The organism is Cedecea colo (genome assembly GCF_011808225.1).
GTDB lineage: Bacteria > Pseudomonadota > Gammaproteobacteria > Enterobacterales > Enterobacteriaceae > Dryocola > Dryocola colo.
The window spans coordinates 732020-757228 of sequence record NZ_SOYS01000002.1 but is presented as its reverse complement, the minus strand read 5'-3'; the positions used below and the strand labels follow the sequence as shown (position 1 = coordinate 757228).

Sequence of the window (25209 nt, the reverse complement as noted above, 5' to 3'; positions counted from 1 at the left end):
ACGGAGAAACTATGGCTATTCCAAAACTGAACGCATATTCCTTACCGACGGCTGCCGACCTGCCGCAAAGCAAAGTGCAGTGGGCCTTTGAGCCCGAGCGCGCTGCTCTGTTAATCCATGATATGCAAGAATATTTTATCGATTTCTGGGGCGACAACTGCCCGATGATCCAGCAGGTTATCGACAATATCGCCGCGCTGAGAAGCTACTGTAAACGCAACAATATCCCGGTTTACTACACCGCGCAGCCGAACAACCAGAGCGACGAGGATCGCGCGCTGTTAAACGATATGTGGGGGCCGGGCCTGAACAAACATCCCGAGCGCCAGAAAGTTGTCGCCGCCCTTGCGCCCGATGAAAACGACACGGTGCTGACCAAATGGCGCTACAGCGCGTTTATCCGCTCACCGCTGGAGCAAAGCCTGAAGGAAACCGGCCGTAACCAGTTAATTATCTGCGGCGTGTACGCCCATATCGGCTGTATGACCACCGCTACCGACGCGTTTATGCGCGACATCAAGCCGTTTATGGTGGCAGACGCGCTGGCTGATTTCAGCCGCGAAGAGCACATGATGGCGCTGAAATATACCGCAGGCCGCTCCGGGCGCGTGGTGATGACCCGCGATCTGCTGCCGGAATCTGCTCCGCAGAACAAAGAGCAACTGCGTAATCTGGTGCTGCCGCTGCTTGATGAATCCGACATCCCCGAAGATGACGAAAACCTGATCGATTACGGTCTGGATTCCGTGCGCATGATGGCTTTAGCTGCGAGCTGGCGCAAAATTCACGCCGATATCGATTTCGTGATGCTGGCGAAAAACCCGACCATTGACGCCTGGTGGGCGCTGCTGTCGCGGGAGCCGCAGGCATGAGCACAGACTTTAGCGGCCAGCGCGTCTGGGTAACCGGCGCGGGCAAAGGCATTGGCTATCACACCGCGCTGGCGTTCAGCGCCGCCGGTGCCACGGTTATCGGCTTCGATCTGGCTTTCCCGCTGGATGATTATCCCTTTGCGACCGAAACGCTTAACGTAGCGGATGCGGAACAGGTTACGGCCGTCACTCAGCGGTTACTGGGCGATGCGCCGCAGCTGGACGTGCTGGTCAATGCCGCCGGTATTCTGCGCATGGGCGCAACGGATACGCTTTCGTTACAGGACTGGCAGGAGACTTTTGCGGTCAACGTGGGCGGGGCATTCAATATGTTCCGGGCGACCATGCCGCGCTTTCGCGAACAGCGCAGCGGGGCGGTCGTGACCGTCGCTTCTGACGCGGCCCACACTCCGCGCACCGGCATGTCTGCCTATGGCGCATCGAAAGCCGCGCTGAAAAGCCTGGCGCTGACCGTTGGGCTGGAACTTGCCCCGTTCGGCGTGCGCTGCAATCTGGTATCCCCGGGTTCCACCGATACCGACATGCAACGCCGGCTCTGGAAAACGCCGGATGCGGAACAGCAGCGCATCAAAGGTTTTCCGGAGCAGTTCAAGCTGGGCATCCCGCTGGGCAAAATCGCTCGTCCGCAGGAGATCGCCAGCACTATTATGTTCCTCGCCTCATCTCATGCCAGCCATATCACCTTGCAGGACATTGTGATTGACGGCGGCGCGACGCTCGGCGCGTAAGGAAAAGCAATGAGTATCTGGAAACGACAGCTCACGCTGGATGAACTAAACAGCATGGGCGAGAAGTCCATGGTGGCGCGGCTCGGCATCACTTTTACGCGCATGGATGAAGAGAGTCTGGAAGCGGAAATGCCGGTGGATGAACGCACCCATCAGCCGTTCGGTCTGCTGCACGGCGGCGCTTCGGTTGCGCTGGCGGAAACGCTGGGATCGATGGCCGGGTTTCTGACCACCTCAGAAGGGCAGTGCGTGGTGGGGACGGAAATCAGCGCCAGCCATCACCGCGCCGTGGCGTCAGGAAAGGTACGCGGCGTATGCAAACCGCTGCACCTCAGTAAATCTTCCCAGGTCTGGGAGATTGCCATCTTTGATATCCGCGGCAAGCGCTGCTGTACCAGCCGTTTGACGACGGCGGTGTTGGGTTAATAACCGCATCTCGGACCCACAACTTTTTACCGCGTCTTTACATCACAAAGTGATCTCCTTAACAAGCTGATGTAAAGACCCGGTCAAACCAGCGTATTCCGCAGGTTCCATATTGTTAAATCCAACCTTTTGTTCTAGAAACAAAATGTAACACCTCACGCTTCTGGCCTGACAATGGAAAACAATTATGACGAACCCAGGGAAACACCTCGTATGGGCAGTGCTCGCGGTTATCGGGGCATTCGCGCTCGGCTATATCGCCCTTAACCGGGGCGAACAGATCAACGCGCTATGGATCGTGGTTGCCTCGGTCTGCGTTTATCTTATTGCGTATCGCTATTACGGACTGTTTATCGCTAAACGCGTATTAACCGTTGATGCCACCCGTATGACGCCTGCCGTGCGCCATAACGACGGGCTGGATTATGTGCCGACGGATAAAAAAGTGCTTTTCGGTCACCATTTTGCCGCCATTGCCGGGGCCGGGCCTCTGGTCGGGCCGGTGCTTGCTGCACAGATGGGCTATCTGCCGGGCATGCTCTGGCTGCTGGCGGGCGTGGTGCTGGCCGGTGCGGTACAGGACTTTATGGTGCTGTTTGTCTCCACCCGCCGCGACGGACGTTCGTTGGGTGAACTGGTGAAAGAAGAGATGGGCAATACCGCAGGCGTTATCGCGCTTGTTGCCTGCTTTATGATCATGGTGATTATCCTGGCGGTGCTGGCGATGATCGTGGTGAAAGCGTTGACCCACAGCCCGTGGGGGACGTACACCGTCGCGTTTACCATTCCGCTGGCGCTGTTTATGGGGGTTTATATTCGTTATCTGCGTCCAGGGCGTATCGGTGAGGTGTCGATTATCGGCCTGGTGTGCCTGGTTTTCGCTATCATTTCCGGCGGCTGGGTAGCGCAAAGCGCAACCTGGGCGCCGTACTTTGACTACACCGGCGTGCAGCTGACGTGGATACTGGTGGGCTATGGCTTTGTGGCGGCGGTGCTGCCCGTGTGGCTGCTGTTGGCTCCGCGTGATTACCTTTCTACCTTCCTGAAAATCGGCACGATTATTGGGCTGGCTATCGGTATTCTGATTATGCGTCCAACGCTGCAAATGCCGTCGTTGACCAAATTTATCGATGGCACCGGTCCGGTGTGGGCAGGCGACCTGTTCCCGTTCCTGTTTATCACCATCGCCTGTGGCGCAGTGTCTGGTTTCCACGCGCTTATCGCCTCTGGCACCACGCCGAAAATGCTGGCTAATGAAAACCAGGCCTGTTTTATCGGCTACGGCGGCATGCTGATGGAATCGTTCGTGGCGATCATGGCGCTGGTTGCGGCCTGCGTTATCGACCCGGGCGTGTACTTTGCGATGAATAGCCCGCTGGCGGTGCTGGCGCCCGCAGGGGCGACGGACGTGGTGGCTTCTGCGGCAAGCGTAGTGAGTAGCTGGGGCTTCCAGATAACCCCGGACACCCTGAGCAACATCGCTAATGAAGTGGGCGAGCAGAGCATTATTTCGCGGGCGGGCGGCGCGCCAACCTTAGCCGTGGGCATGGCTTACATTCTGCACGGCGCGCTGGGCGGCCTGATGGACGTCTCCTTCTGGTACCACTTTGCTATCCTGTTCGAAGCGCTGTTTATCCTCACGGCGGTGGATGCGGGAACGCGTGCGGCGCGCTTTATGTTGCAGGATCTGCTGGGCGTTATCTCTCCGGGGCTTAAGAGAACCGACTCTCTGCCAGCGAACTTACTGGCAACCGCACTGTGCGTGCTGGCGTGGGGTTACTTCCTGCATCAGGGCGTGGTCGATCCGCTCGGCGGTATTAATACCCTGTGGCCGCTGTTTGGGATTGCCAACCAGATGCTGGCGGCGATGGCGCTGATGCTCTGCGCGGTCGTCCTGTTCAAAATGAAAAGGCAGAAATACGCCTGGGTGGCGCTGGTGCCGACGGCCTGGCTGCTGATTTGTACCCTGGCGGCAGGCTGGCAGAAATCCTTTAGCCCGGATGCGAAAGTGGGCTTCCTGGCCGTGGCTAATAAGTTCCAGGCGATGATCGACAGCGGCAATATTCCGGCGCAGTACACCCAGTCGCAGCTTTCGCAGCTGGTGTTCAACAACCGTCTGGATGCCGGGCTGACCATCTTCTTTATGGTGGTCGTTGTGGTGCTGGGCCTGTTCTCGATTAAAACGGCGCTTCAGGCGCTGAAAACAGATAAGCCAACCGCCAACGAAACGCCGTACGAACCGATGCCTGAGGATTACGAAGATATCGTGACGCAGGCTAAGAACGCGCACTAGCACCGACCGGAGGCGGGTGGCGCTTTGCGCTTACCCGCCTTGGGTTTTGTAGGGTGGATAAGCAACGCGCCATCCACCGTTCCAGGAGAAACCATGTTCGATACCCTTGCCAAAGCAGGAAAATATCTCGGCCAGGCCGCCAAACTGATGGTCGGCGTGCCGGATTACGACAACTATGTGCAGCACATGCGTCTCACCCATCCTGAGCAGACGCCGATGACCTATGAAGCGTTTTTCCGCGAGCGTCAGGACGCGCGTTATGGCGGTAAAGGCGGCGCTCGCTGCTGTTAAACTTAAGGATTTTGACATGAATGAAGCGGTATCTGTCACGCTACTGACCGGTTTTCTCGGCGCCGGGAAAACAACCCTGCTGAACTATTTCCTCGCCCATAATGACAGCCAGCCTGTCGCCATCCTTGAAAACGAATTTGGCGCCGTGAATATTGATGGCGCGCTGCTGCGTGGCGGAGAAAACGTCAACGTGGTGGAGCTGAGCAATGGCTGCGTATGTTGCAGCGTGCGGGGTGAATTTACGGCAGCGCTGAGTGAAATGCTGGATAAACGCGCTGCGGGCGAACTGCGATTCGAAAGGCTGATAGTAGAAACCACCGGCCTTGCCGACCCGGCACCCATCGTGCAGACCTTTTTCGTTGATGAACGCCTGCGCGAGGCGCTGCGTCTGGATGCGGTGATAGCCCTTGCCGATGCGGAACATATTTCCCGTCAGCTTGATGAGCATGCCGTAGCTGCTTCACAGCTAGGTTTTGCGGACAGGATTTTACTTACAAAATCCGATCGCGTTGACGAAGAAACAAAAGCTCAGGCGCTGGCAAGGATCCATCGGATCAACAGCAAAGCGGAGATCTACGAGATCGCTAACGGCGAATGTCCGGCAGATCTCTGGCTCGATCTCAATGCGTTTGAACTTACGGATAACGTCGAGCTGGCGGGAGGATTTCATATTATCCGCGCGGACAGCCAGCACGTTTCCCGCTTCCAGCCGTTCCGTAAAGCAGCGGTAAAACAGTCCTGGGATGATGCTATTCAGGCGCATGTTTTTGACGCGGGCCTGCTGGATTTGAAAAAAATTGGCGCTTTTATGGAAAGCTGCATCGCCCGTTTTGGCAACGATATGCTGCGCTACAAAGGCGTACTGGCGATTGCCGATAATCCGCAGCGCCTGATTGTGCAGGGCGTGCATAAGGTAGCGGGCTTTGATTATGGCTCAGCATGGCAGCCAACCGAGTCCCGTATCTCAAAGCTGGTGATTATTGGCCGCTACCTGCCGGTTGACGAACTGCAACGGGAATTTGCTGCAACAGCTATTTAAATGATGTGATCTTACGCACGATTTTTTGCTAACAGAGATAAAGCTGTTGTGCGAAACGAAGCAGTATGTTTGTATGATTTTCACGTTAACTTTAGGTTACTCATTAATTCGAGACCCAAATGACTCCATTCACTCGCAACGCAGCCCTACTACTTACCGCGCTACCAGCCGCGGTGGTCGTCGTGCGTGTGGTGGTCGTCGTCGGCAATGCGCCGTAGGGTCTGAATCAACGCATCGATTCCAAAACCCCGCCGGCGCAAACCGGGCGGGGTTTCTTGTTTTAGTCCCCCGGCCGAAAAGCGAAACGGCATGAGAGAAGGACTGGAGCATGGCAATTTCGGAAAACCCACCGCAGGCAGGTCGTATTACTGGCGCACAATTGATTGTGCAAATGCTGGAGCATCACGGCATCACCACCGTTAGCGGTATCCCCGGCGGCACCGTTTTGCCGCTTTACAATGCGCTAAGTCAGAGCAAAAAAATTCGTCATATTCTGGCCCGCCACGAGCAGGGCGCGGGCTTTATGGCGCAGGGCATGGCTCGTACCCAGGGCAAAGCGGCGGTGTGTCTCGCCTGTAGCGGCCCGGGGGCCACCAACCTGGTTACGGCAATTGCCGATGCGCGCCTCGACTCCATTCCGCTGGTGTGCATCACCGGCCAGGTGCCAAAATCGATGATTGGCACCGACGCGTTCCAGGAAGTGGATACCTACGGGATTTCCATTCCGATAACCAAACATAACTATCTGGTTCGTGATATTGCCGAGCTGCCGCAGGTTATCTGCGACGCGTTTCGCATTGCTGAATCCGGCCGCCCCGGCCCGGTGTGGATCGATATCCCGAAAGATATTCAAACTGCCGAAATCGACATCAGCGAACTGCCGCCCGTTTCTGAACCCACGCCAGCGCCACAATTTGCAGCGCAGCAAATTGCCGATGCCGCAGCAATGATTAACCAGGCGCAGCGCCCGGTGCTGTATCTGGGCGGCGGCATTATTAACGCCCACGCGAATGCCAGGCTGCTTGCCGAAAAAGCCAGCCTGCCAACGACCATGACGCTGATGGCTTTGGGTACGATTCCTGCCAGCCATCCTTTATCGCTGGGCATGCTGGGCATGCACGGAGCGCGCAGCACCAACTACATCCTGCAGGAAGCCGATCTGCTGATCGTTATGGGCGCGCGTTTTGACGATCGAGCCATCGGTAAAACCGAGCAGTTCTGCCCGAACGCGAAAATTATCCATGTAGATATCGACAGGGCCGAGCTGGGAAAAATCAAACAGGCGCACATCGCCATTCGCTGCGACGTGGGCGAAGTGCTGGAACAACTGCTGCCCGCAATCGACGCCCAGCCTCGTAAGCTTTGGCTGCAACAGGTTGCTGGTTTGCAGCAGGAATTTCCGTTCAGCATGCCGGGCGTGGATAATCCGCTGACGCCATATGGCCTGATTAGCGCTGCCGCCGCGTGCGTGGATGACGAAGCGATTATCACCACCGACGTCGGCCAGCATCAAATGTGGGTAGCGCAGGCGTATCCGTTGAACCGGCCGCGTCAGTGGCTGACCTCCGGCGGGCTTGGGACGATGGGCTTTGGCCTGCCTGCCGCCGTAGGCGCCGCGCTTGCAGAACCACAGCGTAAGGTGCTGTGCTTCACCGGCGACGGCAGCATCATGATGAATATTCAGGAGATGGCGACCGCCGCCGAGCACAATCTGGACGTGAAAATCATCCTGATGAATAACCAGGCGCTGGGGCTGGTACATCAACAGCAAACGCTGTTCTATCAGCAGAATGTGTTTGCCGCGACCTATTCCGGGCAGACGAACTTCCTCAAAATTGCCGAAGGGTTTGGCCTTGCGACCTGCGATTTAAACGCAGCAGAAAATCCGCAGGCGGCTTTGCAGGAAGCGATCTCACGTCCGGGTCCGTGCCTGATCCACGTGCGCATCGATGCGGCAGAAAAAGTATTCCCGATGGTGCCGCCAGGCGCTGCCAATATTGAAATGATTGGAGAGTAAGCCATGCAACAGCTAACCGTTATTCTGGAACTTACGGTGCGTAACCATCCGGGCGTGATGTCTCACATTTGTGGTCTGTTTGCCCGCCGCGCTTTTAACGTTGAAGGCATTCTCTGTCTGCCGCTATCTACCGGCGATCGGAGCCGCATCTGGCTTCAGGTCAATGATGACCAGCGTCTGGAGCAGATGATCAGCGAGATAGATAAGCTGGAGGACGTGGTGCAGATCAAGCGCGACGTCGACGGCGCCGACGTATTTGGCAAGCTAACGGCATTAGTGCAGTAAATTCAAAAGCGGTGGGTGAGACGTTCAGGTTTCATCCATTGCCGTTTGGAAAAAGTTGACGACAGCAGAGCGGCGTGGCTACCGTTAAACAGGAAACCCTAATTTTAATGCATTTTATAATGCATTGATTTTAATAATAAAAATTTAATGGCGCCAGAAAAGGGTTCTTCGCTTCGCAAGTCATTTTTTACGCTTTGCATCAAGAGGTTATACATGTAAAGCTTCTGTGAACTGCCGTACAGGCAGCTTAGAAGATCAGCGCACGATAGAAGTTCAGTACCGAATTGTGAACTGCCGTACAGGCAGCTTAGAAGAACAGCAGCGACTGGACAATCCTCGGCGGCATGTGAACTGCCGTACAGGCAGCTTAGAAGCGCAGCAGGAATGGGTGACTGGCGTTTCTTCAGTGGACTGCCGTACAGGCAGCTTAGAAGTGGCCGCGTACTTGCTGAAATGATATCGAGCAGTGGACTGCCGTACAGGCAGCTTAGAAGGGTACGGACGGGGAGCCGAAGGGGGCCATGATGTGGACTGCCGTACAGGCAGCTTAGAAGATGTACCGATTCAGGTTCGCGGCGATCTGCCGTGCACTGCCGCATAGGTAGATGCAAAATAAAGCACTTAACTAGGCGTATAAATTGGGCGGCTCGCGGCCGTTCAGGATGCGCAAATATACCATCGGTTTTTTGTTGCTTAGGTGTGGCTTTTAAGCAGCAGAAAACTGGGAATAGCTGCTGGATAAGCTGGCCAAAAAGCGGTTTATGAAAAGGCCTAGTTTATGTCTGCTACGGCGTAAACACGCCGAGAGTGGCATCTGTTTGTTTTAATTTTATTGCTTAAAGATTGCTCTTAGTTGCCAGGCAAGCCCCTGTTCAGCTTCTATACTTGTGGTTTGTGTAAATAAAAAAGGAGCGAATATATGACCATTCATAAGAAAGGGCAGGCTCACTGGGAAGGTGATATTAAAGGCGGTAAGGGCACGGTATCCACCGAAAGCGGTGCGCTGAAACAGCAACCTTATGGTTTTAACACCCGTTTCGAAGGCGCTGCTGGTACCAACCCGGAAGAGCTGATCGGCGCGGCCCATGCTGCATGTTTTTCCATGGCGCTGTCGCTGATGCTGGGTGAAGAAGGTTTCACGCCTGAAAGCATCGACACGACTGCGGATGTGTCCCTGGACAAGAAAGATGGCGGCTTTGCCATTACCAAAATTGCGCTGACCAGCAACGTAAAAGTGCCGAATATTGACGGTTCGGAGTTTGAAAAAATCATTCAGAAGGCGAAAGCGGGCTGTCCGGTTTCGCAGCTAATGAAAGCTGAAATTACGCTGGATTACAAACTCAACTAATCCGCTGTCCGTTGTCTCCAGATACTTCTGGAGACAACGTCAACGTTCATATCCCTTCTTAGCACATGCCGCCGGGATACAGTTTTCTGAGCTAGCGGGCCAGGCCTGTTCTGCACCCGCCGCATTCTCTTATTTAAAATCCAACCGCCATTTCCGCAGGTGAAAGAATATCCTTCAGACCTTCACGCACCAGCAGTTCCGGACTGATGTCTGCGATGGTTTTCGCGCCGGTAAGCGTCATCGCCACTTTCATTTCTTTTTCGATAAGATTCAGCAGATTGGCAACGCCTGCCTGGCCGTGCGTTGCCAGAGCGTACAAATATGCGCGGCCCAGCAGAACGGTATCGGCACCCAGGGCAATCATGCGCACCACGTCCAGCCCGTTGCGAATGCCGCTGTCGGCCAGAATAGCGATATCCCCTTTAACCGCGTCGGCAATGGCGGGCAGGGCGCGACAGGATGAGAGTACGCCATCAAGCTGGCGGCCGCCGTGGTTCGACACGACAATTCCGTCGGCGCCGAAACGCACCGCGTCTTTGGCATCATCCGGGTCGAGAATTCCTTTGATGATCATCGGGCCGTCCCAGAACTCGCGGATCCACTCCAGATCGCTCCAGGAGATCGAGGGGTCGAAATTATTCGCCAGCCAGCCAATATAATCCTCAAGCCCGGTTGGCTTGCCCAGATAGGTCGAAATATTTCCCAGATCGTGCGGACGACCGTGCAGACCCACGTCCCACGCCCATTGCGGATGCGTCGCCGCCTGCCAGTAGCGGCGCATCGCGGCGTTTGCCCCGCTCATGCCTGAATGTGCATCGCGATAGCGTGCGCCGGGGGTTGGCATGTCAACGGTAAAGACGAGCGTTGAACAACCGGCTGCTTTAGCGCGCTCTAGCGCATTGCGCATAAAGCCGCGATCTTTTAATACGTAAAGCTGAAACCACATCGGACGATCGATGGCCGGGGCGACTTCTTCGATCGGGCAAACAGAAACGGTCGAAAGCGTAAAGGGAATGCCTTTTGCAGCAGCGGCTTTGGCAGCCTGAACTTCGCCGCGACGGGCGTACATGCCGCACAAACCTACCGGAGCAAGCGCGACCGGCATAGAAAGCGTTTCGTTAAAGAGTTTGGTTTCCAGGCTTAATGCCGACATGTTTTTCAGCACACGCTGTCTTAACGCCACCTGCGCCAGGTCATCCACATTGCGGCGCAGCGTTTGTTCGGCATAGGCCCCTCCGTCAATGTAGTGAAAAAGGAACGGCGGCAGGATGCGCTGTGCGGCGGCGCGGTAGTCTGATGCGGCTGAAATAATCATGTATTGTGTTCCCTCGTAACGTCGGTATCTTCATCCGGCAGGCGGGTGATACGGGCCTGTCGGGCTTCATCTTCATGCAGGGTTTTAATAGTGGTATGCACGAACCCGAGATGCGCCTTCGCAGCACGCCGCGCGCGTTCGGGGTCGCCTGCCAGAATCGCCTGTAGCAGTTCGTTATGTTGTTCGGTAAGTCCGGCAAAAATGCTGGGTACGGTGTACATGCGCTGGCGGCTGTGCATCACGGAAGTTTGCAAAAGATCGAAAAAGCCGCGCATGGTCTGGAGCAGTACGATGTTATGCGAAGCTTCAGCGATAGCCAGATGAAAACGCACGTCGGCCTGAGCGGCCAGATCCGGGTCGTCGCTCTCCTTGAACTGTACGGTGGCATCAAAGCAGGCGATGAGTTTTTCTTTATCGGCGGACGTGGCGCGCATGGCCGCGTACCAGGCGGTACTGGCTTCGATGGCATGACGTGCTTCCAGAATGTCGTAGCGGTAGTCTGGATCGTTTTCGACCAGGGTTTTTAGCGGCTGTACGATGCGCTGTTCGGACCATGCCTGCACTTCATAACGCACGAAAGTGCCACCGCCGCGACGGCTAATCAGCACGCCTTCGCTTATCAGTTTTTGGATAGCCTCGCGAATGGACGAACGGGAAACGCCCATTTCCGAGGCGAGCTGGCGTTCGGCGGGCAACCGCATGCCCGCCTCCAGTTTACGCTCGTTAATCAACGCCCTGACGCGCTCGGCCAGATGGTCTGCCAGGCGCGGTTGTGCTGTCATCATGGAATCATCCAGGTTAATACGTATGCCTGAAGTGTAGTTATCAGGCCCACCATACAGGTGAAAATCAGGCTGTGTTTTACGGTAAAGCGGAACAGGTCTGACTCTTTACCGACCAGCCCGACAGCCGCGCAGGCAATGGCGATAGACTGCGGGGAAATCATCTTCCCGGTGACGCCGCCCGTGGTATTTGCCGCCACCAGCAACAGATCCGAGACGCCGATTTGCTGTGCGGTCGTTGCCTGTAGCGCTGCGAACAGCGCGTTCGATGACGTATCGGAGCCGGTCAGGAACACGCCCAGCCAGCCGAGGAACGGCGAGAAGAAGGTGAACGCGTGTCCGGTATGTGCCAGCGCCAGAGCAAGTGTGGCAGACAAGCCGGAATAGTTAGAGATAAACGCGAACGCCAGCACCATGCCGATGGAGTAAATGGGCAGCGCCAGCTCTTTGAGCGTTTCACCAAAGGTTACGACAGCATCCTTTGGTTTCATGCGCAGATAAACGATAGAAATTAGCGCTGCAACCAGAATCGCGGTACCGGTCGCGGAGAACCAGTCGAATTTATACACCGCGGCGTAAGCCACGCTCTCTGCCACGACAGGCGGCATTTTCGCGACCATTTTGTCGAGGAACGGCACGGAAACATTCAATACCCAGTCTGCCAGCGCGCCGCCCGGGGCAAACAGCGCTTTAAAAGGCGGCACGCTCCAGATGGTGACGGTGGCGGTCAGAAAAATAAACGGCATCCAGGCGCGAATGACCTGGCCGGGCGTATAGTTTTTGCGCGCCAGGGTCTGGTCCGTTACTGACGCGCCAACGTCGCCAAAGCGGAAAATGCGCACCGGTTTCCAGACGCGCAGGAAAGCGGTTAAACAGACCAGTGAAACCAGCGATGAGATAATATCCGGCAGTTCCGGGCCAAGGAAGTTAGAGCTAAGGTACTGGGCGATAGCAAACGAACCGCCAGCGACTATCACCGCCGGCCATGTTTCTTTAATGCCGCGCCAGCCGTCCATGATGGCCATAATCCAGAACAGCACGATAATTGTCAGGAACGGTAGCTGGCGGCCAACCATCTGGCCTATCTCAAAGCTGTCCAGCCCTGTCACCTGACCTGCCACAATAATCGGGATCCCCATTGCGCCAAAGGCGACCGGCGCGGTGTTCACAATCAGGCAAAGCCCGGCGGCGTAGAGCGGATTAAAGCCCAGGCCGACCAGCAGGGCGGCGGTAATCGCTACCGGTGCGCCAAAACCTGCGGCCCCTTCAAGGAAGGCGCCAAAGGAGAAACCAACGATCAGCATCTGCAAACGCTGATCCGGCGTGATGGAGAGAATCGACGAGCGGATAATGTCGAACTGCCCGGTTTTCACCGATATTTTGTAGACAAAAACGGCCGCGATAATAATCCATGCAATCGGCCACAGGCCGTAAAAGAAGCCGTACACCACGGACGACAGCGCCCGGTCAACCGGCATACGATAGAAGAATAATGCGACCAGCAGCGCCAGCCCGACCGTCAGCGTTGCGGCCAGATAGCCTTTCATGCGCAGCTTAATCAGCGCATAGAAAAAGAACAGAATTGGCAGGGCGGCAATCAGGCTGGACAGCCAGATATTACCTGCCGGGTCGTAAACTTGTTGCCAGGCTTGCATAGGATGTTTCTCCGGAACGTGACGTGCTTATTATTTTTTCGCCAGATTGGTAGGACCAATATGGTGATGTAGGGTAAATGATGGCTTATGGTTAATCTTGTGTTAATTGGTGGCAATATTTATGTTGAGTTTTTTGCCATATTGCGCAAAGCGGTCACGTTTTCGGTAGTATTGGTAGGACCAATATTGAAGGGGCTGGCCGAAGTTTTCCTCACCCCGGCTTTCTCCTGGCGGGGGAGAGAAACCGAACAACTCCTTCTCTCAGGACGAAGGAGTAACAGATCGATTCCCTCTCCCGCAGGGAAAAGGTTAGGGTGAGGGTTGTTTTAAGGGGATACCTGCTTCCTGAATACTCTTAACCACCAGCGCGCTGAATCAACAGCCACAAACAGCAGCAGGCTCACGCCCATCACCGGCAGGCAATAACCGAGCAGGGCGGCAATAAACAGCGAGCCTGCGCGCAAGGCTTGCGGCAATGCAAACCACGCCTCGCTCAATGTGTGTACAGGATTGTTCGCAGAGACCGCAGGACGACGCAGCCACCACATCCGGTAGCCAAGCACGATCATCGCGCACAGGCCAAAGCCAAACGCCGCCAGCAGCAGTTGATTAGGCAGCCCGAACAGCACGCCCATATGCGCATCGACACCCCAGCGCGTAAGTTTGGCAATCAGCGGAAAATCGGCGAAACGAACCCGATCGATAGCGGTAAAGTTGGTTGGATCGACAGCCACCGCATCAACATGCGTAGGCCATGCCCGATCGATTTCGGTAACCGTCCAGGCTTTATCCGCCGCCAGGGACGGGCGGATTTCAAGCTTATCTGACTCAATTCCCGCCGCGCGTGCCGCATGGAGTGCGCGGTCCCAGCTTTCATCTGCGGCAGCAGGCATTACCATTCCCGCCATCATCGCATGGTGCTCAGCGTGCGGATCGTGGTGCTGATGGCCGGTTTGCGGGGTTAGTGTGGTATTCACCTGGGGCGTCATCCAGCCCAGTTCACTACGAAGCTTATCGATATTTCCGCCCGCCCACTGTGACCACGTGAGCCCTGTGGCAGAGAAGAACATCAGCCCGAGCAGCAAAAATGCTCCAAGCGTGATGTGCCAGTGCCGGGCTGTAGTTTGTGGGGTACGGCGCACTTTCAGCTTTCGCTTCGGGCGTGAGGTTAACCAGAGCACCACGCCGCCCAGAGCCGCCACCCACAGCCAGGAAGCCGCAAGTTCGCTGTAAAGCCGTCCTGTATCGCCCAGCAACAATCCGCGGTGAAACTGGTCGATCCATGTACGTAGCGGCAGCACGCCGCTGGTGCCGTAGACGGTCATATCTCCCTTAACTGCCAGCGTGGAAGGAGAGATAAAAATCGCGCGGGATTCAGATGCCCCAAGCGCAGGATCGACAAACTGCACGCGGGTAGTGTCACCCGGCCGGGGAGCCGGGCGTACCGCGTAAATGCTGGCATCTTCGCCAATATATTTACGTGCGGCGGCTATCTGTTGGGCAAGGGATTTTTGCGGGCCGTACGCTTCGGCATGCAAGGCTTCATGGTAAAGCGCGTTCTCAATCTGAGGCGTCAGCACATACAGCGTGCCGGTGAGAGCGGCAACAAAAATAAAGGGGCCAACGAACAGGCCGATGTAAAAATGCAGGCGACGCAAAAGCGTCAGCAGCGCGCCACGACAGGCGAGCTGAGAGTGTTGGGAAGACATAGTTATCCTGTGGCATAGCCATTACGTTAAATGTGAAAGTGTTTTAACGAAACGGGGCAACAGGAGGCGCGCGTGGCTGGGCTTTAGCGTCATCATGCTGCGCCAGCAGCGGGGCGATAACCGCAGGCGGCGGGGCGCGGGTAATACGCCACGCCAGCCAGATGAAGGGAATAAACAGCCAGACGATAAGGGGTACATGCAGCAAAAGCTGGCAGTATCCGCATGCGATATCATCCATCAACGACGCGCCTGCGCCCGGCAGCAAATGGGAAGCGAGGGGCATTTCCATTGGGCCCATCTCCGCCATCATGCCGTCGGAGTGGGACATCATGTGGTGTTCAGCATGATTGTTTATCTCCGCCGCACGCCTGTGCTCCAGTGATTTTGAAATCACCGGAGCAATAAAAAGCATCAGCATCGCCAGGAGCGCGATCGCCGAAGGCCATTTATGGCGAGAGAAGTAGAATGAGAACAATCGGGCTATCTGCCGTAAGCGTGAACTGTTACCCGATTGTACCCTGGTGGAAATGAATTGTTAAAAGTAATGTACCTGCTTAGCGACTCATTATGCGCGGCGCAGCGGAGAAAACTGGCGGCAAGCGACAGCGCTGCCACCCACGGATTTAAGCATTAAGCGTCGCCATATCAATGACAAAACGGTACTTTACATCGCTTTTTAACAGGCGTTCATAGGCTTCGTTAATCTGCTTAATATCGATCATTTCGATATCAGACACGATGCCGTGCCTGGCGCAGAAATCCAGCATTTCCTGGGTTTCTTTAATACCACCGATTGCGGAGCCGGAAACTGAACGACGGCCCCGAATCATCGGCAACGTACTGGCCGGTGGGTCTATTTCCCCCAGCAGCCCGACATAAACCAGCGTGCCGCCCAGCGTCAGGGTTGGCATATAAGGATTGATATCGTGAACATACGGAACCGTGTCGATAATCAGGTCAAACTGATTCTTCACGCTCGCCATCTGCGCGTCGTCGGTAGATAACACTATGTTATGCGCCCCTAAGCGGCGGGCGTCTGCCTCTTTGCTGGCAGAACGAGTAAAGAGCGTCACTTCCGCACCCAGCGCGTTGGCAAATTTTAGCGCCATATGGCCTAAGCCACCCAGCCCGATAACCGCAACTTTGCTACCCTTACCGACGTTCCAGTGGCGTAGCGGCGACCAGGTGGTGATACCAGCACAAAGCAGCGGAGCGGCACCCTTGAGATCGAGTCCGTCCGGCATTTTCAGAACAAAATCTTCTGAAGCCACAATTGCCTGCGAATAACCGCCGTAGGTAGGCTGATGGTCGTGACGGTCAACGCCGTTATAGGTCTGCACGTTACCCTCTTCGCAATACTGCTCCAGCCCCTCTTTGCATGGATGACAAACGCGACAGGAATCCACCATACAACCAATTCCGGCGTAATCGCCCGGTTTGAATTTGGTGACGTTACTGCCAACTGACGCAACGCGGCCGATAACTTCGTGGCCCGGCACCAGCGGGTAAGCGCTGAATCCCCAGTCGTTACGCGCCTGATGAAGGTCTGAGTGGCACACACCGCAGTACATCACTTCCAGCACCACGTCGTCCGGGCGCGGATCGCGGCGTATAAACTCAAACGGGGCCAGCGGAACCTGCGCGCTTTGTGCTGCATAGCCGAGCACCTTCATCGTCATCTTATTGCTCCTGTTTTATGTACTGGTCGTCGCTAACGTGTTCCATCCACTCAACCGGGCTGCCGTTCAGGGATTCAGCAATGGCGATATGGGTCATTGCGTTATCAGGCGTAGCGCCATGCCAGTGCTTAACGCCTTCCGGGATCCAGACAATATCACCCTGGTTTATCTCTTTTATGGGACATCCCCATTCCTGCAGCCAGCCGTGCCCCTGGGTAACGATCAGCGTCTGGCCGAGTGGATGAGTATGCCAGGCCGTGCGTGCGCCCGGTTCAAATGTAATAGCGGCACCGCCAACGCGGGCAGGCGTTGGGGCCTGGAAGGGCGCATCAATGCGCACCCGGCCGGTAAAGTAATTTTCCGGGCCAGTCTGAGAAGGCTGAGAACCCGCCGGGGTAATTTTCAGTTTTTCTTCCACTTTTTCCTCCATTTCGGCATACGCTGCCGGAGTAAACATGACAACACAACGGCTGAAGTTGCCAGTAATTTTATCACCTCGCTCCCTGATCGAGCCGCATTCGCGTGGCGTCAGGGCTGGACGTAACCACGAATCGTGGATCAACACGTCTGAAGTATAGGAAACAAGTTCCGGAAACGATGCTGCGGTTGCGCGGCGTTAAGCCCAGGCGCTCACAGAATTACGCTGATGTTGTGGTTGCTATGTACTTCAATCGGCTCCCTTCGGTCATTAATGGAGAAACTGTCTCTACGACGGTATTTTTTGTTCATAGACGCGCACGGCTCAGGAGTTAAAGTGCCAGGGGCGATTGTCAGCGGATAAATATTGCGTTATAGCGGGATAATAATTTGCCACACCGTCACCCCGCAACGAGGTATTTCCATTTCAGGAAAGCGCCTCGAAAAATATTTTCCTGGAATGAAAAAGTTGCATGATTTGAGTGAAAGCCCTCAAACCCTAATTTCGGTATCAAATATAAGCTATTGATTTTTAATCTCTTAATAGAGAGGGTGAAAATTAGGGGTTCAAAAGACTAAACGAGTTTTAGGCATTGTTAATCAAAGCGTTATCGGTGTATTGTTCCTGTTCACTGCCGTACAGGCAGCTTAGAAAGTGATGGATGCGCGAAAAGTAAAGAAAGCAATGTTCACTGCCGTACAGGCAGCTTAGAAATGCTCGATTATGATGAGCAGCTCATCAAATTTGTTCACTGCCGTACAGGCAGCTTAGAAAAGCCGGATATCCTCCGTAATAACCATGCCGTCGTTCACTGCCGTACAGGCAGCTTAGAAAATCCGCGCTTTGCGTTTGCAGTTATTCCGGATGTTCACTGCCGTACAGGCAGCTTAGAAAGTTCTCTGAAATGGAGTTGAACTCCTCTCCACGTTCACTGCCGTACAGGCAGCTTAGAAACAACCGGAACATTCCAGCAGATCGCATCAGCTGTTCACTGCCGTACAGGCAGCTTAGAAAAGCGAAAAAGGCAAAGAGCTGCGTAAAGAATCGTTCACTGCCGTACAGGCAGCTTAGAAATGAGTGTGGCTTTCTTCCAGCTCCGCGATGCGGTTCACTGCCGTACAGGCAGCTTAGAAATTGCCGCAAGGGGTTAACTAAATATTGTGATAGTTCACTGCCGTACAGGCAGCTTAGAAATCAACGATTTCTCGCTGATGGTTGCTTAGTCCGTTCACTGCCGTACAGGCAGCTTAGAAAGACAGACGGATATCACGCCCGAGACGGTGCTGGTTCACTGCCGTACAGGCAGCTTAGAAAACCCTGCCGGATAACCTGAACGTTGGCGGCTCGTTCACTGCCGTACAGGCAGCTTAGAAATTACTTTTTTATGGAAATCACCCATACAATTTGTTCACTGCCGTACAGGCAGTTTAGAAAGGTGTTCGATGCTGCTGAGTAGTCGCCGGTGTGCTCACTGCCGCACAGGTAGTTTAAAAATATGCCCACCTTGTTTGAAAAAGCTTTTGCCACTTCCAGTTAAAACCGAATTCACCACCTCGGCTGATTTTCTCGCAGGAAAACAATGTCTATAAATGGGTGGAAAATTCCCTGCCAACCGGCTGTCAGGTAGCCACATCGTAACGTATTTTTAAGATATTTGTATTTACATTGAAAGTTGCAGCCCAATCTCTGACACGGCATGATATACCCTGATTAAAAGGAGATTGCATGAAAGAGTTGGCTTCATTTTTAAATGGTTTCGGGATCGTCATTACCCAGACAACCTCGCTAATTATCATTTTAAGCATTATTTTTATATTTTCGCTTATTGTACATTTTATTCTACATAGTATTGTGCTGCGTACTTTTGAGAAGCGGGCGAAATCCAGTCAGCATTTATGGCTGCAAATTATCACTGAGAACAAGCTCTTTCAAAGGCTCGCTTTAACGTTGCAGGGGATTATCGTCAATATCCAGGCGGTATTGTGGCTACAAAAAGGCACCGATATCAGCACCATCCTGATTATTGGTGCGCAGCTTTGGATCATGCTGTATTCGCTGTTGTCTTTATTTTCACTGCTTGATGTCGTCTATAACCTTTCGCAGAAGCTTACCTTCGCCTCTAATATTCCTTTGAAAGGGATTTTTCAGGGTGTCAAATTAATCAGTGCGATTGTGATTGGTATTATGATGATCTCCCGCATCATCGGTCAGTCACCGACTATTCTTATTAGCGGCCTTGGCGCAATGGCTGCGGTACTCATGCTGGTATTTAAAGATCCAATACTTGGTCTTGTCGCCGGGATCCAGCTTTCTGCTAACCGTATGTTAAAGCTTGGCGACTGGCTTGAAATGCCAAAGTTCGGCGCCGACGGCGCGGTAACGGATATTGGCCTGACTACGGTGAAAGTACGCAACTGGGATAATACCATTACCACCATTCCTACCTACGCGCTGGTCTCTGACGCATTCAAAAACTGGAGCGGGATGTCGCAGTCCGGTGGTCGTCGTATCAAGCGCAGTATTAATATCGATACCACCAGTATTCATTTTCTGTCAGCAGAAGAGCAGCAGCGTCTGATTAACGCGAAGCTGCTGAAGCCGTATATAGATTCCCGCAGCAAAGAAATTGAAGAATATAACCGTATGCACAACAGCGATAGCGCATCGGTTCTTAATGGCCGTTGCATGACCAATGTCGGTACGTTCAGAATTTATTTGACAGAGTATTTGCAAAACCACCTGCATATTCGCAAAGATATGACGCTAATGGTACGCCAGCTCGCGCCGGGCGCAGAAGGGCTTCCCCTTGAGGTTTACGCGTTTACTAATACCGTTGTGTGGCTGGAATACGAGGCAATCCAGGCGGATATTTTTGAACATATCTTTGCCGTTATCGATGAATTTGGCCTGCGGCTCCATCAGTCTCCGACAGGGAATGATATTCGTTCGATAGGATTGCAGTTTAGCCGCTGAGTTTTTTGCTATGAAATAAAAACTCGCCTGCGTGATAATTCATGTAAGCGAGTTTTTAGCAAATAATATTTTATTAGCGAAATGCTTATCCTGGACGTCTGTTCCTGATGTAATTATTCAGCCGTTATAAAAATTAGTTAAAAAATCTGGTTGGTATTTTCAGCTTAACTGTATAAGCCTTTGTTTATCCTTAGGTAAATAAAGACGTTCGCTATTGTGCTGGTAGCGTGGAAAGATTTTTACCTAACATATTAAACATCCGTGCGTGGCTGCTGGTGAACCCTAATTTTTTAAGTAGCGTTAACCCTTTGATTTTATTGCGATGAATTTAACCGCCAGAAAAAGGGTAAGCGCATAAAAAGCGGGTTTTTTGCGCCTTGCATCAATCGATTATACGTGTAAAGTTCCTGTTCACTGCCGCACAGGCAGCTTAGAAGAGGAAACCTGGTTAAAGATAGATGGCGATACCGTTCACTGCCGCACAGGCAGCTTAGAAGTCAAAAGGCTGCATGGCATACGGCGATATTAAGTTCACTGCCGCACAGGCAGCTTAGAAGACAGCAGGCGATCACATTCCCGGTCGGTGTACGTTCACTGCCGCACAGGCAGCTTAGAAGGACAAAGACAGTTGACTCCCTCTGCACACTCGGTTCACTGCCGCACAGGCAGCTTAGAAGGATCCGCAAGCTGTACGAAGTGCTGCACATGAGGTGCACTGCCGCACAGGCAGCTTAGAAGATAAAAGGCGGAACCCTGAACCATCTGCAGATGTGCACTGCCGCACAGGCAGCTTAGAAGTCCATGGTATCGGCTATTGTTTCTGGGTCCAGGTGCACTGCCGCACAGGCAGCTTAGAAGCGGAGCGATTGCCGTCGCTGGTTCCGGGTCGTGTGCACTGCCGTAAAGGCAGCCAAAAAATAAAAACTTTTCCCCAACCAGCCCTCACCCGTAATAAATATTTCAACCTTTTGTTTAACTTCAAAATTATGTAATTTTCCGTTTGAGATGGCTTACATGCAGGAGTTAAGGTGATGACTTAGCCAGTGGATGCCGGGGATATTATTACCGAACCGGTCTTTATGCCTCCTAAGGATATTTCCGTTATGCTTATGCCTTCAGACTTAAAAACTATTCTGCATTCAAAGCGCGCCAATATTTATTATTTACAATATTGTCGTGTACTGGTTAACGGCGGGCGGGTGGAATATGTTACCGAAGAAGGTAAAGAATCGCTTTACTGGAATATCCCTATCGCAAATACCACCGTAGTGATGCTGGGAACCGGCACTTCGGTGACTCAGGCTGCGATGCGTGAATTTGCCCGGGCCGGGGTAGTAGTTGGGTTTTGCGGTGGGAGTGGCACGCCGCTTTATTCCGGCAACGAAATGGATATTGATGTTTCCTGGATAACGCCGCAAAGTGAATATCGTCCTACTGAATATCTTCAAAACTGGGTGTCGTTCTGGTTCGATGAAGAAAAACGTCTGGCTGCCGCCAAAACTTTCCAGCGAATCCGTATTGAGCAAATTGAGCGCCACTGGCTGAACGCCAGAATGCAGCGCGAAAAACGTTTCCAGCTTTCATCCTCCCTGCTTATGGACAAAATTACGCGCTTTCGTGAAGGAATTGACGTCGCTGATTCGCAAAATGCCCTTATGTTGCAGGAAGCGCTACTGACTAAAACACTCTATAAGTTTGCCAGCCAGGCCGTGCAGTATGGTGAATTTATCCGAGCTAAACGGGGTGGCGGCGCGGATACGGCTAACCGCTTTCTCGATCACGGTAACTATCTGGCTTACGGAGTTGCCGCAGTGGCGACATGGGTAACGGGGATCCCACAGGGGCTGGCTGTTCTCCATGGTAAAACCCGCCGGGGTGGTCTGGTTTTTGATCTTGCCGATCTTATTAAAGATGCATTGGTATTACCGCAGGCTTTTATTGCCGCGATGGAAGGCGAAAATGAACAAACTTTTCGTCAGCGCTGTATTACCGGGTTTCAGCAATCGGAAGCGCTGGATTTATTAATCGCGTCCCTGCAAAGCACGGCTTCGCTATATGGGCAGTATCGCGCATGAATATTTTGCTTATCTCTCAATGCAGTAAAAATGCCCGCGTGGAAACCTGTCGTATTCTCGATCGGTTTGCCGAGCGTAAAGGTGATGCAACCTGGCAAACGGCGATTACTCTTGAAGGGCTTGAAACCCTCAGGCGGCTGTTGCGTAAAACCGCAAGACGTAACACGGCGGTGGCCTGCCACTGGATTAAAAAAAGTGGGCAGACAGATTTATTGTGGATTGCAGGAAATCCCCGGCGATTTGGCGTGACGGGAGCCGTGCCGACCAACAGAACCTCGCGCGACATTTTGCGTAGCCAGCATGAGTCAAACTGGCGAAGCATGGAAAGTATTGCGCTGCTGGCGGGTGTTGCCGGGCTGTTTCACGATTTTGGAAAAGCAGGGGCATTGTTTCAGGACAATTTGCAGGGCAAAAAAGGCACACATCGCTATCAGCCCTTTCGCCATGAGTGGATCTCCGTACGTTTGTTTCAGGCTTTTATCGGCGAGCAGTCTGACAAAGAATGGCTGAAAAAACTCGGCACGTTGACGGGTAATGACGAAGCGGCCTGGCTGGATCGTCTGCACAGAGATAATAAAGAGCAAAGCAACAGCCCGTTTATCGGCATGCCGCCGCTGGCGCAGGTTGTGGCGTGGCTGATTCTTTCGCATCATCGCCTGCCGCAGTTTCTTGGCGAAAATGAGCCGACGCTTTCCGGCAGTGAGACCTGGCTGACGAATCAGCTTAACGTGTACTGGAATGCGTTAAACCATCTTAGCGACTGGCGCGTTAGCGATTTTCACCGTGTATGGACTTTCCCGGGCGGGACGCCGCTGCAAAGCAGCACATGGCGTAAAAAGGCACAGCAACTGGCGAAGCGCGCGACGCACGCCGTGTCGTTGCAGGATTTTGGTGCGCTGAACCAGACTTTTACCGTGCATCTTGCCCGCCTGGCTTTAATGCTTGCCGATCACCACTATTCCGCCCATGACCCGGTTACTGGATGGCAGGATAAAAGCTATCGCGCATGGGCGAATACCGATCGTAAGACCGGCGAGCTAAAACAAAAGCTGGATGAGCATACGGTCGGCGTCAGTCATCACGCTTTTTTACTTGGCCGTACTTTTCCTGCACTACGCGGCCAGTTGCCTGCAATCACTCGTCATAAGGGTTTTCGTGAGCGGGCGAGGGATGAGCGATTTCGCTGGCAGAACCGAGCCTGGGACGTTGCCGAAGGCCTGCGTGAGCGCTCCAGGAAGCAAGGCTTCTTCGGCATTAATATGGCCTCTACCGGCTGCGGAAAAACGCTGGCCAACGCGCGCATTATGTATGCCCTGTCGCAAGAGGAGGAAGGTTGCCGTTTTACCGTGGCGCTGGGGCTGCGCACGCTTACGTTGCAAACCGGGGATGCGCTTCGCTCGCGGCTTGGGCTGGGCGAGGACGATCTCGCCGTGCTGATTGGTTCTTGTGCCGTACGGGAACTGCATCAACGGGAGAACGAACCGGATACGAGCAGTGTTTCCGCAGAAGAACTTTTTGAGTCACATCAGTACGTACATTATGACGACGTTACCAATACCGGGCCGCTGCGCCAGTGGCTGGAGAAGGACATAAAGCTACGGCAACTGGTGGACGCACCGGTGCTGGTCGCCACAATCGATCATTTAATGCCCGCCACTGAAGGCGTGCGCGGCGGCAAACAGATAGCGCCGATGCTGCGCCTGCTGACCAGCGATCTGGTCCTCGACGAGCCGGATGACTTCGACATTAACGATCAGCACGCGCTTTGCCGCCTGGTTAACTGGACGGGAATGCTCGGTGGTCGGGTGTTGCTCTCTTCCGCCACGCTACCTCCGGCGCTGGTTCAGGCGTTATTTATTGCGTACTGCACCGGGCGCAAAGCTTATCAGCAGGCCTGCGGCGAGCCGGGTCAGCCGCTGAATGTCTGCTGCGCCTGGTTTGATGAAGATGATTCCCGTCCGGGGGAATTCAGTAACCCGACCGATTTTTATCAAGCGCACTGTGAGTTTGCGGCACGGCGGGCAAGGCGACTGCCTGAAAAACCCGTGTTGCGTAAGGCGAATATCGTCACTGTTTCTCCGGCATCGTCCCGCGCCGACTCTGTAATTGCGGCTGTGGCCCAGGTTTTTTACCGCGAAATGTTCGCTCTACACGATAAGCATAACGAGAGCCGCGGCGGTAAAACAGTATCGCTGGGACTGGTGCGCATGGCGAATATCAATCCGCTGGTCGCAACGGCGAAAGCCCTGATGGGAATGCCATCGCCTGACGGGTACTGCGTTCACTATTGTGTTTATCACAGCCAGCATCCGCTGATGATGCGTTCCCATATGGAAAAGCGTCTTGATGAAGCATTTTCCCGCCATGATCCGAATACACTCTGGCAACAACCGGAGATTCGCCGGGCGGTTGAGCAAAGTTCCGCGCAGCATCATCTATTTGTCGTGCTGGCAACCTCCGTTGTTGAGGTGGGCAGGGACTGGGACGCCGATTGGGGAATCATCGAGCCCAGCTCAATGCGCTCGCTGATTCAATTTTCCGGGCGTATACAACGTCATCGGCAAAATATCCCTGAAAGCAGCAATGTGCTGATTCTGAATAAAAATATCCGTGGTTATTGTCGTGAAACTCCCGCTATGTGCAAACCTGGTTTTGAAACAGCGGATTTTCCGCTGACCAGTCATGACCTCACTGAAATTCTGCAACCGGAGCACTATTGCAGCATCAACGCCGCACCGCGCATTCTGGATATCCCGCCTGGGAAGATTGAACGCTATGACAGCCTTGTCGCTCTGGAGCACGGGCGTTCCTGGCAGGAACTGCTGGGCAAAAATAAGAAGGACAGAGCGGTAGCGTCGGACTGGTGGAGTAAATCAATGAACTGGAACGGGGAGCTTCAGCGCCGTAAGCCGTTTCGCAACTCGCAGCCGGAAAAACAATATTTCCTGCGTATGGAAGACGAGTTCGACGAGCCGAAATTTATGTTCCGCGATGAAGGTTGTGCAGCGGGCTGGAAAGAGGCAGGCGTGTTTACACCGCAAGAACTGGAGATGGCGGAGGGCGTATCGTCCTGGATGGCAGACGAGTACGCGGAGGTTATGCAGCAGGTTGCAGAAACCAGAGAGTTGGAACTGGCGGATGTCAGCGATCGTTATGGGGAAATTAACCTGCGTTTTAAAGAAGGGGATACGGATGCCTGGTTATGGCATCCGTTGCTGGGTGTATTTCGCGCCCTCGACTGAGGGCGCGAGCTGCCTGTGCGGCAGTTTGTAAAAGCTAGTCT

The 25209-nt window shown here is 53.9% G+C and carries 19 protein-coding genes, 1 pseudogene and 3 CRISPR repeat arrays; of the genes and pseudogenes, 13 read left to right on the top strand and 7 right to left on the bottom strand.

Annotation, left to right across the window (positions count from 1 at the left end):
• The first annotated feature begins 11 nt into the window (after positions 1-11).
• From E2L00_RS08075 to E2L00_RS08030, 10 genes are all read left to right on the top strand, one after another.
• Complete coding sequence (locus tag E2L00_RS08075; protein ID WP_167609460.1) at positions 12-872, top strand: isochorismatase; 861 nt, start codon at positions 12-14, stop codon at positions 870-872.
• Positions 869-1621, top strand: a complete 753-nt coding sequence (dhbA, locus tag E2L00_RS08070) for a 2,3-dihydro-2,3-dihydroxybenzoate dehydrogenase (RefSeq protein ID WP_167609457.1) — start codon at positions 869-871, stop codon at positions 1619-1621. The genes E2L00_RS08075 and dhbA overlap by 4 nt, the downstream gene beginning before the upstream one ends.
• A 9-nt stretch (positions 1622-1630) precedes the next feature.
• Entirely contained in the window at positions 1631-2047 is a 417-nt protein-coding gene (entH, locus tag E2L00_RS08065; protein WP_167609454.1) for a proofreading thioesterase EntH, read from the top strand.
• A gap of 187 nt (positions 2048-2234) precedes the next feature.
• A complete protein-coding gene (gene cstA, locus E2L00_RS08060) occupies positions 2235-4340 on the top strand; it encodes a pyruvate/proton symporter CstA (protein ID WP_167609451.1) in 2106 nt (701 codons plus the stop codon).
• Positions 4341-4433: 93 nt separating this feature from the next.
• Entirely contained in the window at positions 4434-4631 is a 198-nt protein-coding gene (locus tag E2L00_RS08055; protein WP_167609448.1) for a YbdD/YjiX family protein, read from the top strand.
• Between the two features lie 16 nt (positions 4632-4647).
• Positions 4648-5670 (top strand): CobW family GTP-binding protein, encoded by a 1023-nt coding sequence (locus E2L00_RS08050; RefSeq protein ID WP_167609445.1) that lies wholly within the window; start codon positions 4648-4650, stop codon positions 5668-5670.
• 119 nt (positions 5671-5789) lie between these two features.
• On the top strand, positions 5790-5888 hold the full coding sequence (gene ivbL, locus E2L00_RS08045) for an ilvB operon leader peptide IvbL (RefSeq protein WP_167609442.1): 99 nt from the start codon (positions 5790-5792) through the stop codon (positions 5886-5888).
• 110 nt (positions 5889-5998) lie between these two features.
• Positions 5999-7687 carry an acetolactate synthase large subunit gene (ilvB, locus tag E2L00_RS08040; protein WP_167609439.1) on the top strand — a complete coding sequence of 563 codons (1689 nt, stop codon included), beginning with the start codon at positions 5999-6001 and terminating at the stop codon, positions 7685-7687.
• Positions 7688-7690: 3 nt separating this feature from the next.
• The gene (gene ilvN, locus E2L00_RS08035; RefSeq protein WP_167609436.1) at positions 7691-7972 is read left to right on the top strand and encodes an acetolactate synthase small subunit; all 282 of its coding nucleotides are present in this window, start codon (positions 7691-7693) and stop codon (positions 7970-7972) included.
• Positions 7973-8202: 230 nt separating this feature from the next.
• A CRISPR array of direct repeats spans positions 8203-8526; the repeat unit is 24 nt; unit sequence ACTGCCGTACAGGCAGCTTAGAAG.
• Between the two features lie 365 nt (positions 8527-8891).
• Positions 8892-9320, top strand: a complete 429-nt coding sequence (locus tag E2L00_RS08030; RefSeq protein ID WP_167609433.1) for an OsmC family protein — start codon at positions 8892-8894, stop codon at positions 9318-9320.
• 133 nt (positions 9321-9453) lie between these two features.
• On the opposite strand, the gene lldD is transcribed toward E2L00_RS08030, so the two are convergent.
• The 7 genes and pseudogenes from lldD to E2L00_RS07995 all read right to left on the bottom strand — a co-directional run bounded on the left by lldD (position 9454) and on the right by E2L00_RS07995 (position 16917).
• Positions 9454-10635 carry an FMN-dependent L-lactate dehydrogenase LldD gene (gene lldD / locus E2L00_RS08025; RefSeq protein ID WP_167609430.1) on the bottom strand — a complete coding sequence of 394 codons (1182 nt, stop codon included), beginning with the start codon at positions 10633-10635 and terminating at the stop codon, positions 9454-9456.
• A complete protein-coding gene (gene lldR, locus E2L00_RS08020; RefSeq protein ID WP_167609427.1) occupies positions 10632-11420 on the bottom strand; it encodes a transcriptional regulator LldR in 789 nt (262 codons plus the stop codon). The genes lldD and lldR overlap by 4 nt, the downstream gene beginning before the upstream one ends.
• Positions 11417-13072 carry an L-lactate permease gene (gene lldP / locus E2L00_RS08015; RefSeq protein WP_167609424.1) on the bottom strand — a complete coding sequence of 552 codons (1656 nt, stop codon included), beginning with the start codon at positions 13070-13072 and terminating at the stop codon, positions 11417-11419. The genes lldR and lldP overlap by 4 nt, the downstream gene beginning before the upstream one ends.
• A gap of 362 nt (positions 13073-13434) precedes the next feature.
• Positions 13435-14781 (bottom strand): annotated as a pseudogene (locus E2L00_RS08010) (PepSY-associated TM helix domain-containing protein); the annotation flags it as partial.
• A 43-nt stretch (positions 14782-14824) separates the two neighbouring features.
• On the bottom strand, positions 14825-15256 hold the full coding sequence (locus tag E2L00_RS08005) for a DUF2946 domain-containing protein (protein ID WP_268903899.1): 432 nt from the start codon (positions 15254-15256) through the stop codon (positions 14825-14827).
• A gap of 148 nt (positions 15257-15404) precedes the next feature.
• Positions 15405-16460 (bottom strand): NAD(P)-dependent alcohol dehydrogenase, encoded by a 1056-nt coding sequence (locus E2L00_RS08000; protein WP_275940754.1) that lies wholly within the window; start codon positions 16458-16460, stop codon positions 15405-15407.
• Between the two features lies 1 nt (position 16461).
• Positions 16462-16917, bottom strand: coding sequence for a (R)-mandelonitrile lyase (locus E2L00_RS07995; protein WP_236127692.1), 456 nt, complete (start codon positions 16915-16917; stop codon positions 16462-16464).
• Between the two features lie 587 nt (positions 16918-17504).
• Positions 17505-18372: a CRISPR direct-repeat array (repeat unit 28 nt; unit sequence GTTCACTGCCGTACAGGCAGCTTAGAAA).
• Positions 18373-18603: 231 nt separating this feature from the next.
• Between E2L00_RS07995 and E2L00_RS07990 the strand changes: the two genes are divergently transcribed.
• The 3 genes from E2L00_RS07990 to cas3f all read left to right on the top strand — a co-directional run bounded on the left by E2L00_RS07990 (position 18604) and on the right by cas3f (position 25168).
• Positions 18604-19851, top strand: coding sequence for a mechanosensitive ion channel family protein (locus E2L00_RS07990; RefSeq protein WP_167609418.1), 1248 nt, complete (start codon positions 18604-18606; stop codon positions 19849-19851).
• Positions 19852-20260: 409 nt separating this feature from the next.
• Positions 20261-20709: a CRISPR direct-repeat array (repeat unit 28 nt; unit sequence GTTCACTGCCGCACAGGCAGCTTAGAAG).
• Positions 20710-20945: 236 nt separating this feature from the next.
• On the top strand, positions 20946-21926 hold the full coding sequence (gene cas1f, locus E2L00_RS07985; RefSeq protein WP_420808840.1) for a type I-F CRISPR-associated endonuclease Cas1f: 981 nt from the start codon (positions 20946-20948) through the stop codon (positions 21924-21926).
• Complete coding sequence (cas3f, locus tag E2L00_RS07980) at positions 21923-25168, top strand: type I-F CRISPR-associated helicase Cas3f (protein ID WP_167609412.1); 3246 nt, start codon at positions 21923-21925, stop codon at positions 25166-25168. The genes cas1f and cas3f overlap by 4 nt, the downstream gene beginning before the upstream one ends.
• The last annotated feature ends 41 nt before the right edge of the window (positions 25169-25209 follow it).